Annotated in this window: 8 protein-coding genes, 1 pseudogene and 1 riboswitch; of the genes and pseudogenes, 4 read left to right on the top strand and 5 right to left on the bottom strand. The window is 74.6% G+C overall.

Translation table 11 applies throughout. The annotated features are described in order from the left end of the window. Window positions 1-1,317: PrsW family intramembrane metalloprotease (locus DKL51_RS08785; RefSeq protein WP_148097752.1), on the bottom strand; the 1,317-nt coding region annotated here is incomplete at its 3' end. A 24-nt stretch (window positions 1,318-1,341) separates the two neighbouring features. Next, window positions 1,342-1,462, top strand: a riboswitch (SAM riboswitch). Window positions 1,463-1,510: 48 nt separating this feature from the next. Here DKL51_RS08785 and DKL51_RS08780 point away from each other — a divergent pair. Further along, a complete protein-coding gene (locus DKL51_RS08780; protein ID WP_109943141.1) occupies window positions 1,511-2,785 on the top strand; it encodes an aminotransferase class V-fold PLP-dependent enzyme in 1,275 nt (424 codons plus the stop codon). A 23-nt stretch (window positions 2,786-2,808) separates the two neighbouring features. Here the strand turns inward: DKL51_RS08780 and DKL51_RS08775 are convergent, their stop codons facing one another. After that, a complete protein-coding gene (locus tag DKL51_RS08775; protein WP_243420717.1) occupies window positions 2,809-4,041 on the bottom strand; it encodes an FUSC family protein in 1,233 nt (410 codons plus the stop codon). A gap of 103 nt (window positions 4,042-4,144) precedes the next feature. Here DKL51_RS08775 and DKL51_RS08770 point away from each other — a divergent pair, with 103 nt between their 5' ends. Then, the gene (locus tag DKL51_RS08770) at window positions 4,145-4,783 is read left to right on the top strand and encodes an HD domain-containing protein (protein ID WP_109943139.1); all 639 of its coding nucleotides are present in this window, start codon (window positions 4,145-4,147) and stop codon (window positions 4,781-4,783) included. Between the two features lie 42 nt (window positions 4,784-4,825). Here the strand turns inward: DKL51_RS08770 and DKL51_RS08765 are convergent, their stop codons facing one another. Continuing rightward, entirely contained in the window at window positions 4,826-5,122 is a 297-nt protein-coding gene (locus DKL51_RS08765) for a DUF4031 domain-containing protein (RefSeq protein WP_109943138.1), read from the bottom strand. 67 nt (window positions 5,123-5,189) lie between these two features. Here DKL51_RS08765 and DKL51_RS08760 point away from each other — a divergent pair, with 67 nt between their 5' ends. After that, window positions 5,190-6,590: an FAD-binding oxidoreductase gene (locus tag DKL51_RS08760; RefSeq protein WP_124811944.1), complete on the top strand. Its 1,401-nt coding sequence runs from the start codon at window positions 5,190-5,192 to the stop codon at window positions 6,588-6,590. Between the two features lie 7 nt (window positions 6,591-6,597). Here DKL51_RS08760 and DKL51_RS08755 read toward each other — a convergent pair whose 3' ends face one another. Together DKL51_RS08755 and DKL51_RS08750 are read right to left on the bottom strand one after the other, a co-directional pair. After that, window positions 6,598-7,101: a hypothetical protein gene (locus DKL51_RS08755; RefSeq protein WP_109943136.1), complete on the bottom strand. Its 504-nt coding sequence runs from the start codon at window positions 7,099-7,101 to the stop codon at window positions 6,598-6,600. 84 nt (window positions 7,102-7,185) lie between these two features. After that, window positions 7,186-9,003, bottom strand: coding sequence for a glycerol-3-phosphate dehydrogenase/oxidase (locus DKL51_RS08750; RefSeq protein WP_109943145.1), 1,818 nt, complete (start codon window positions 9,001-9,003; stop codon window positions 7,186-7,188). Between the two features lie 80 nt (window positions 9,004-9,083). Here DKL51_RS08750 and DKL51_RS08745 point away from each other — a divergent pair. Next, window positions 9,084-9,471: pseudogene (locus DKL51_RS08745) on the top strand (S8 family serine peptidase); the annotation flags it as partial.

Below are 9,471 nucleotides of genomic sequence, written 5' to 3'. Positions count from 1 at the left end.
GTAGCGCTGCCCGTCCCAGACCCCCAGCGGCGTCTGCGGGTCCCGCCCGACGAAGAACGCCCGGTACGCGGCGATCGCCTCCAGCAGTTCCCGTTCCTCGCGGGCGGTGCGTTCCCGGTCGACCGGCTTGCGGTCCAGTCCCCGGCGCATCCCGTCGCGCAGCAGCGCCAGCCGGGTGGCCGCGAACTGGTAGCCGCGCATCGCCTTCACGCCGCCGTCGCCGGCCACCCGGCGGGCCCAGGTGCGGGCGGCGTGCCGCCGGCCGAGGCTGCCCAGGGCGGCCACCTCCGGTGGAGTGAGCCAGCCGGCCCGCACGTAGTCCGGCAGGGTCCGCTCGGTGAGCCGGCCCTCCCAGGCGCGCAGCCAGATCGCCAGCCCCACCATGCCGAAGAAGATCGGCACCATCACGCCGATGTAGCCGTACAGGACGATCACCGGCTGGCCGGTCGCCACGGCCAGCGAGGGCAGCAGGTTCCAGGTGCCGTGCAGCATCATCGCGAGCAGCAGGCCGGCGATCGGGGCGAGGATGCGGACCCGCCGGTCGGCCGTCCGCGCGGCGATGCCCAGCCCCACCCCGGTCATCGAGGTGAACAGCGGGTGGGCGAAGCCGAACAGCAGGATCCGGACGATGAAGATCGCGATGACCTGGCGGGCGCCGGTGGCCGGGCCGTACTCCTCGACGCCCGTTCGGTAGCCGTAGCCGCCGAGGTAGAGGATGTTCTCCACCATGGCGAACCCGATCGCGGAGAGCCCGCAGTAGACCAGGGCGTCGGTGACCCCGGAGAACTCCCGCCGGCGGAAGATCAGCAGCAGGATCGGGAAGGTCGCCTTCGTCAGCTCCTCGATGAACGGGGCGACCAGCACGGCCACCAGGGCGCTCGGCAGCCCCCAGCGCTTGAACAGCACGGCGGAGAACTCGTTGACGTTCAGCGAGATGGCGGTGGCGACGAACGCGCCCCAGACGAAGCAGAAGATCAGATACAGGACCGGCTCCGGCTCGTAGCGGTCGAGCCAGAGGAAACACGAGACCAGCACCGGCACCGGCAGGACCGCCGCGATCACGCCGACCAGCAGCGCCTGGGCGCCCAGGCTCTCGCCCAGCGTGAAGACCATGAAGACCGCGCCGGCGGCGATCAGCAGGACGACCGCCGCGAGCGCCAGGAACCGCCGCCAGCCCAGCCGCCGGAGCGGCATCCGGGGGGCCGCCGAACCCGGTGGCGGGACGGCGGGCTCGGTCGACGGCGGCAGTGCTCCGCCGGACGGGGTGTCGGCCATACGGTCAGCGTAGTCATCCGCAGCCCACTGGTCCGGCCGCATCGCGGGCCGCTATGCTGCCGGGAAGGTCACGAGCGCCAGCGTCAAGCCCCGGCTTGCTGGCCGGCAACCCTCGTCGAGTTCGCGGTGGGGTGCCCCGGGTGATGACCGGGCCCAGCCCGAACCGCGTGCTGGGCAAGCGCGGACCCCGTCCCGGTGCCCACCCCCGGGGTCCCTGGACCCGGAGGCAACCGGCATGACCGTCACCCTCGTACCCTCGCTGCCCGCCATCTCGACGCCGGCCCGGCCGGACCCGCTCGGCGTGCTCGGCGTACCCGGACAGATCAACCTGGACTACGCGGCCAGCGCCCCGTGCGTGCGGGCCGCCGCCGACGCGGTGGCCGAGCTGCTGCCCTGGTACGCGAGCGTGCACCGCGGCGCGGGCGCGCTGTCGCGGCGCTGCACGCTGGCCTACGAGCGGGCCCGGCAGACGATCGGCGACTTCGTCGGCGCCCGCCCCGACGATCACGTGATCTTCACCCGGAACACCACGGACGCGGTGAACCTGCTGGCCCGGGCGCTCCCCGCGGGCACCACCGTGGTGACCTTCGCCGGCGAACACCACGCCAACCTGCTTCCCTGGCCGCGCGGCTCGGTCCGGCTGCCGGTGCCGGAGAGCCCCGCCGGAGCGGTCCGCGCGCTGGACGCCGCCCTCGGCGAGCTGCGCCGGGTAAGCGCGGGCACGCGCGTTCCGGGGCTGCCGGTGCTGGTCGCGGTGACCGGGGCGAGCAACGTGACCGGCGAACGCTGGCCGGTGGCCGAGCTGGCCCGGGTCGCCCACCGGTACGCCGCCCGGATCCTGGTCGACGCGGCCCAGCTCGCCCCGCACGCGCCGGTGGACCTGGCCGCGCTGGACGTGGACTACCTGGCCCTCTCCGGCCACAAGCTGTACGCGCCGTTCGGCGCCGGCGTGCTCGTCGGGCGGTCGGACTGGCTGGACGCCGCCCCGCCGTACCTGGCGGGGGGCGGGGCCACCGCGCACGTCGGTCCGGCCACCCACGAGGTGCGCTGGGCCAGCGGTCCGGCCCGGCACGAGGCGGGTACCCCTAACCTGCTCGGCGCGGTGGCCCTCGCCGCGGTCTGCGAGGCGTTCACCGAGGCCGACCGGGAGACCCTGCACGCCCGGGAGCAGGAGCTGCTGACCCGGCTGCGAGACGGGCTGGCCGCCCTGCCGCACGTGGTGGAGCTGCGCACCTTCGCACCCGAAGCGCCCCGGGTGGGCATCGTCTCCTTCGTGGTGGCCGGTCGGGACTCCGCCGAGGTCGCGGCCCACCTGGCCGGCGCGCACCAGATCGGGGTCCGGGATGGCCTCTTCTGCGCCCACCCGCTGGCCCGTCGGCTGCTCACCGAGGCGGCCGCGCGCAGCGGGCGGCGGGACCTGCCGTCCACCGCCCTGCGGGCCAGCATCGGCCTCGGCAGCACCGTCGCGGAGGTGGACCGGCTGCTCGCCGCCCTCGCCGAGCTGGGCTGAGGCGGAATCCGGGGCGCGCGGAGTCAGCCGAGCGGAGGCGCGGTCGGCGGCTTCGGCGCGCCGTGCTGCTCGGCCGGGCCGCTCGTCCGCTGCTCCTGCTCGCCGAACGACTGCCGGACCAGCCGGTTCGCCTCGTCCTGTTCAATGCCGGAGGCCACCATCAGGTCGCTGGCGGTGGTCCGTATCTGCGCGATCACCACGCTGCCGGAGAAGCCCACCCCCTCCGCGTACGCCCGGCCGGCCTCGCTGACCGCGCGCAGGTTCCGCTCTCGGGCCTCCTGGGGCTCCGCGCCGGCGGCGAACTCGTGCCGGAGCAGGCGTACCGACTCGGCGAGGTGCGCGATCGCGTCCGGCATCGGCCCCGGGACCGGCTCCTCGTCCTCGATCAGGGTGACCGCGCGACGGATCAAGGTGCCGCTGTTGCGCATCGCCCGGTCGATCGGGTCGGCCGCCTTGGCGTAGTGGGCCAGCTCGTCGCGCCGGTGCCAGCGGGCCGGGGAGATTGTGCTGGTCTCCTTGGCCCCCTCGATCGCCTCGCTGAACGCGGCCAGCTCATCCTTGTTCTCCCGTAATCGGAACAGCGCCTGCTGCGCCGTGCTGCGATCCCGCTTGCGCAGCGCCTCGGCGGTGAGGTCCAGCTGGTCGGCGAGCAGGTCCAGCGCCGGCCGGGCGGCCCGGTTGATCACCCGGAGCGGGTTCAGCGGCAGCAGGATCGCCGTGACCAGCAGCGCGATGCCACCGCCGACGAAGGCATCCACGAACCGCGGGATCTCCAGGTTCTGCGTGGACGGGCTCAGCGTCACGATCAGCACCGCGGTCGCCGCCGCCTGGATCACGATCGCGACGCTGCCGCCGAAGAAGATGGTCAGCAGGATCGCTGTGGTCACCACCAGGCCGAGCTGCCATCCACCGGCGCCGAGCAGGTAGATCAGGGCGTCCCCGAGAGCCACCCCGACCGCCACGCCGACGATGAGCTCGACGGTCCGGCGCAACCGCTGGCCGACCGACGCGGCGAGCGTGCCGACCGCCGAGATCGGCGCAAAGACCGGCTGCGGATTGCCGAGCAACTGGTGCGAGACGACCCAGGCCAGCGCGGCGGCCAGCCCCGCCTGGACGGCCAGGCCCAGCGCCATGCGGACCCGTTGCAGGCGGTCGTGCAGGGTGGCCTTGCTCTTGTGCCGGAGGTCCTCCACCGCCTCCGCGATCCGCGCCCCGTCGACGTCGACCAGCCCCTCGCGCAGCGGCGCACGCCGCATGAACGAGGGGCGTCGGTCCCGGGCCACGGCCATGGCCGGGACTACCCGCGTCACACCCGGTGAATCCTCTTCCACCCGGTGCCGGTCGGGCAGACTGCATCGGGTGGAAGAGCTGATCGATCGATGGCGGCGCGCGGCTCGCGGCGCCGGGGCGACCGACCCGGCCGGGGTGGACCGGGCCGGGGCGCGGCTGCTGGCCGGCTGGCGGGAGCCGCACCGGCACTACCACACGGTGGGGCACCTGACCGCGGTGCTGGACGTGGTCGACCGGTACGCGGGGCTGGCGCGCCGACCGGACCTGGTCCGGCTGGCCGCCTGGTGTCACGACGCGGTCTACGACCCGCGGGCCGGCGGCGACGCCAACGAGCGGGCGAGCGCCGCGCTCGGCAGCGCGCTGCTCACCGACGCCGGGCTGCCACCCGACGCGGTGGTCGAGGTGGGCCGCCTCGTCCTGCTCACCGCCGGGCACAAGGTCTCCCCGGACGACCCCGACGGCGCCCTGCTCTGCGACGCCGACCTGGCCGTCCTGGCCGGTGACGCGGCCGAGTACGACCGGTACGCCGCCGCCGTCCGCAGGGAGTACGCGCACGTGCCGGAGCCGGACTTCCGCGCCGGTCGGGCCCGGGTGCTCGACGGCTTGCTCGCCCTGCCCGCGCTATTCCGCCTCCCGCCGCTCGCCCGAGCCTGGGAGGAGCCTGCCCGCCGCAACCTCACCCGCGAGCTGACCGCCCTGCGCCGATGATCCGCCGATCTTGCAGTTGCCGCCCTGACAAAAAGGGGTGGATCACCCCAGATCGCGGGCCGGACCTGCAAGATCGCGCGCAGTCAGGTGTTTGGGGCGACGGAGACCGGAGTCGCGGAGCAGTCGGACGAGCTCCCGGCTGGGCACCACCCGGGCGCCGAGCCAGACCGCCATCGGGAACCGCTCGGCCGGGATGTCGTAGTGGTCCCGGTCGAAGCCGCGCCGGGGCGCGCCGAGCGCCTCGGCGAAGGCGTGCAGCTCGGCGTACGAGACGTCGCTGATCAGGTGCGACCAGAGCCGTCCCCGCCACGGCACGGTCGGCCGGTCCACGTACAGCATGGCGGCCAATCTAACTCGCGGGCCGGGCGGTTGATGATCACACGTCGGGCGACCTAGCCTTCCCCGCATGGCCGGTACCCCCCTCCTCGACGACCTGCGCGCCGCCCTCGGCGACGCCGCCGTGCTCACCGACCCCGACCTGCTCCGGATGCACGAGCGGGACGAGGCCGACCTCTGTGCCGCCGGTACGCCGCTCGTGGTCACCCGGCCAGGCAGCACGGAGGAGGTCGTCGCGGTGGTCCGGGCGGCCGCCCGGCACGGCGTACCGGTGGTGCCACAGGGGGCGCGGACGGGGCTGGCCGGTGCGGCCAACGCGGTCGACGGCGCGGTGGTGCTGAGCACCGTCGCGATGGACGGGATCCTGGAGATCGACCCGGTGAGCCGGATCGCCGTGGTGCAGCCCGGCGTGGTCAACGCCACCCTGGCCGGCGCGGTACGCAAGCACGGTCTCTACTACCCGCCCGACCCGGGCTCCTGGGAGTCCTCCACCATCGGCGGGAACGTCTCCACCAACGCCGGCGGCATGTGCTGCGTCAAGTACGGGGTGACCACCGAGTACGTGCTCGGCCTGGAGGTGGTGCTCGCCTCCGGCGAGGTGCTGCGCACCGGCCGGCGTACCGCCAAGGGGGTCGCCGGGTACGACCTCACCCGGCTCTTCGTCGGCTCGGAGGGCACCCTCGGGGTGATCACCGAGATCACCGTGTCGCTGCGTCCCGCGCCGGAGGAGTCGCTGACCCTGGTGGCCGTCTTCCCCTCCACCACCGCCGCCGGTTCGGCGGTCGCCGGGATCGCCGAGCGGGGGCTGAGCCCGAGCCTGCTGGAACTGCTGGACCGGACCCATCTGGCCGCCATCGAGGCGTACCAGCCGATGGGGCTGCGCACCGACGCCCAGGCGCTGCTGCTGGCCGCCGTGGACACCGGTACCCGGGCCGCCGACGACCTGGCCCGGGTCGCCGAGGTGTGCGAGGCGGCCGGTGCCGACGAGGTCTACGCGGCCACCGACGCGGTGGAGGCGGCGGCGCTGCTGCAGGCCCGCCGGCTGGCCCACCCGGCGATGGAGAAGTACGCCGCAGACGCGTACCCGGACGGCAACGGCGGCCTGGTCATCGACGACGTGGCGGTGCCGCGCGGCGCCCTCGCGGCGCTGCTGGACGGGGTGGCCCGGATCGCCGAGGAGTGCGACGTGCCGATCGGGGTGGTGGGGCACGCCGGCGACGGCAACATGCACCCGAACATCGTGGTCGACCGGGCCGACCCGGCCAGCGTGGCACGCGGCCGGCGGGCGTTCGACGAGATCATGCGGCTGGGGCTGGAACTGGGCGGCACCTGCACCGGGGAGCACGGCGTCGGACTGCTCAAGCGGGACTGGCTGGCCCGGGAGATCGGCCCGGTCGGGGTCCGGGTACACCAGGCGATCAAGGCCGCCCTGGACCCGACGGGCCTCTTCAACCCGGGCAAGGTGTTCTGAGCGTCGTTCAGGCGGTGGGCTCGGCCGGGGTGGCCTGGGTGAGCAGCAGCAGGATCTCGCCCGCGATCGGCGGCCGCTCCTCGCCCGGGCAGTCCTGCTGAGTGACGGTCAGGCCGGGCGGGATGAGCAGGGTGGAGGTCAGCGCGTCGATGCAGGTCTGCCGGTAGTGGCGGGCCTCGTCGGTCTCCTTCGCCAGCCCCGGGTCGAGGAGCATCTGCTGCAACCGCTGCGCCTGATCCGGTGAGAGCGCGCCCGTCGAGGTGACCCCGTCACCGGCGCAGTCGTCGCAGTTCCACTGTCCCCCCGGCTCCACCGTGAGCGACCGCACCGGGCCGTCCGTGCCGAGCTTCTGCACCAGGGAGACCCGTTTCCCCCCGCCCGGGCCGGACCCCGCCTGCTGCCGGGTGGTGGAACCCTCCGCCCGGCCGATGATCGAGCAGCCGGCCAGGCAGATCGCCAGCAGGACGCCGGCCGACAGAGGGATGACGCGCGACCATGAGGGGCGAACCACGCAGGGTAACCTACCCCACCGTAAGTAGCGCCGGTACCGGCCGAGCAGCCCGGTGTTGATCGCCGACGTGCCGGGGCGGGTCGGTCAGCGGGAGGACGAGCGGAGGTCGGCCGGGTCGCCGTCGACGCCCCGGTCGGCGGCGAACCCGCGGACGTCGGGGGCGCCGAGCCGGGCCGCGTCCGCGGTCACGTCGTCCGGCATGAGCTGGGACTGCCGTTCGGCCTCCACCCGGGCCCGGTAGTGGGCGACCTCGCGTTCCCGGGTGGCGTCGTCCCAGCCGAGCACCGCGCCCATCAGCTCGGCCGCGTGCTCGGCCGACTCCAGGCCGCGCTGGCTGGTCTCGAAGGAGATCCGGGTACGCCGGGTCAGCACGTCCTCCAGGTGCAGCGCCCCCTCGGCCCGGGCCGCGTACGTCACCTCGGCGGCCAGGTACTCCGGTGCGCCGGCGAGCGGGGAACCGAGCAGCGGATCGGCGTCGATCAGGGCGAGCAGGTCCAGGGTGAGGCTGCCGTACCGCTCCAGCAGGTGCTCGACCACACCGACGGGTACCCCGTGCCGGCGGGCCAGGTCCGCCCGGTCCCGCCACATCGCCGCGTACCCGTCGGCGCCGAGCAGCGGCAGGTCGGCGGTACGCGAGGGGCGTACCGAGCCGAGCCGGCGCGCCGCCCGGTCGACCACGTCGGTGGCCATCACCCGGTACGTCGTGTACTTGCCACCGGCGACCAGCAGCAGCCCGAGCATCGGCTCCACGACCGCGTGCTCCCGGGAGAGCTTGGAGGTGGAGTCCGCCTCGCCGGCGAGCAGCGGGCGCAGCCCGGCGTACACGCCCTCGATGTCGGCGGTGGTCAGCGGCCGGTCCAGCACGGCGTTGACCTGCTGAAGCAGGTAGTCGATGTCCTTCGCGGTGGCCGCCGGGTGGGACCGGTCCAGCCGCCAGTCGGTGTCGGTGGTGCCGATGATCCAGTGACCACCCCACGGGATGACGAAGAGCACGCTGGTGGCGGTCCGCAGGATGAGCCCGGTCTCGCCGGTGATCGCCGAGCGGGGCACCACCAGGTGGACCCCCTTGGAGGCCCGGACCCGCACCTTCGGGCGCAGCCCGACGTCGTTGAGCATCCGGGACATGTCGTCGCTCCACACGCCGGTGGCGGCGATCACCGTGCGGGCGCGTACCTCGAACTCGGCGTCCGGCGAGCCGGCCGGCGCCTCCAGATCGCGGACCCGGACGCCGGTGACCTCGCGGGCCTGCCGGAGCAGGCCGACCGCCCGGGCGCTGGTCACCACGGTCGCGCCGAGGCTGGCGGCGGTGCGGGCCAGGGTCACCACCAGCCGGGCGTCGTCGACCTGGCCGTCGTAGTAGCGGATCGCCCCGGCCAGGTTGTCGGTCCGGAGGCTGGGGAAGACCCGGCGGGCGCCCTCGCGGGTCAGGTGCCGGTGCAGCGGCATGCCGCGCCCGCCGCCGAAGACCCCGGCGAAGGCGTCGTAGGTGGCCACCCCGGCGCCGTAGTAGGAGCGGCGGAAGAGGCGTTTCGGCAGGTCCCGCAGTCCGCCTTCGGCGGGGAGCGGAACCAGGAACGGCACCGGCCGCACCAGGTGCGGCGCGAGCCGGGTGGCGAGCAGCCCCCGCTCGGTGAGCGCCTCGTGGACCAGGTGGAACTCCAGCTGCTCCAGGTAGCGCAGGCCACCGTGGATGAGCTTGCTCGACCGGCTGGAGGTGCCGGCTGCGTAGTCGCGCGCCTCCACCAGGGCGACCTTGAGCCCGCGGGACGCGGCGTCGAGCGCGGCTCCGGCCCCGGTCACCCCGCCGCCGATGACCAGGACGTCGAACCGCTCGGCGCGAAGTCGACGCAGGTCATCGGCGCGGCGCTCGACGGAGAGCTGACCGGCCATGGATCGGGACACGTTGGGGTCGCGCACGTGTCCACGGTAACCGTTCGCGGCGCTCCGGCGGCAGGCCGCCGCCGCGCCGTACCGTACTGGGCATGGAGGTCGGTCCAGTGCCACCCGCCGGTCCGCCCACCCCGCCCCCGGCTCCCGGGCCGGAGCGGACCAACCCGTGGGCGGTGGTCGCGGCGGTCCTGACCGGGTGCTGGGCCGTGCTGGTGACGTTGGTCGGACAGGTCGGCGGCTGGGGGGTCGACCAGGCGGTGCTCGCGGCCGGCCTGGACCGGGCGGTGCCGACCTGGCCGCTGGTGGCCCTGGGCACCGTCCTGCTGGTGGGCGCGCCCACCCTGGCGCTCGCCCTGCTCCCCCGGTCACCGGCGGTCCGGGCCACCGGCCGGGCCTGGCTGGCCGGCACGCTCGCGCTCGGTGCGCTGACCCTGCTGCGGGCGGTGCCACCGGTGCACGAGGAGGCGTACCTGGCCGCGC

This window comes from Micromonospora globispora (genome assembly GCF_003857015.1).
GTDB classification, from domain to species: Bacteria; Actinomycetota; Actinomycetes; order Mycobacteriales; family Micromonosporaceae; genus Micromonospora; species Micromonospora globispora.
This window is presented reverse-complemented; position numbering and strand designations above follow the sequence as displayed.

Excerpts from the sequence above, each read along its gene's own strand:
- DKL51_RS08765 (WP_109943138.1), bottom strand. The coding sequence starts at position 5,122 with ATGCTGTACGTGGACCGGCCGACCGTGCCGTGGCGGGGACGGCTCTGG.
- DKL51_RS08780 (WP_109943141.1), top strand. The coding sequence starts at position 1,511 with ATGACCGTCACCCTCGTACCCTCGCTGCCCGCCATCTCGACGCCGGCC.
- DKL51_RS08775 (WP_243420717.1), bottom strand. The coding sequence starts at position 4,041 with ATGCGGCGTGCGCCGCTGCGCGAGGGGCTGGTCGACGTCGACGGGGCG.
- DKL51_RS08760 (WP_124811944.1), top strand. The coding sequence starts at position 5,190 with ATGGCCGGTACCCCCCTCCTCGACGACCTGCGCGCCGCCCTCGGCGAC.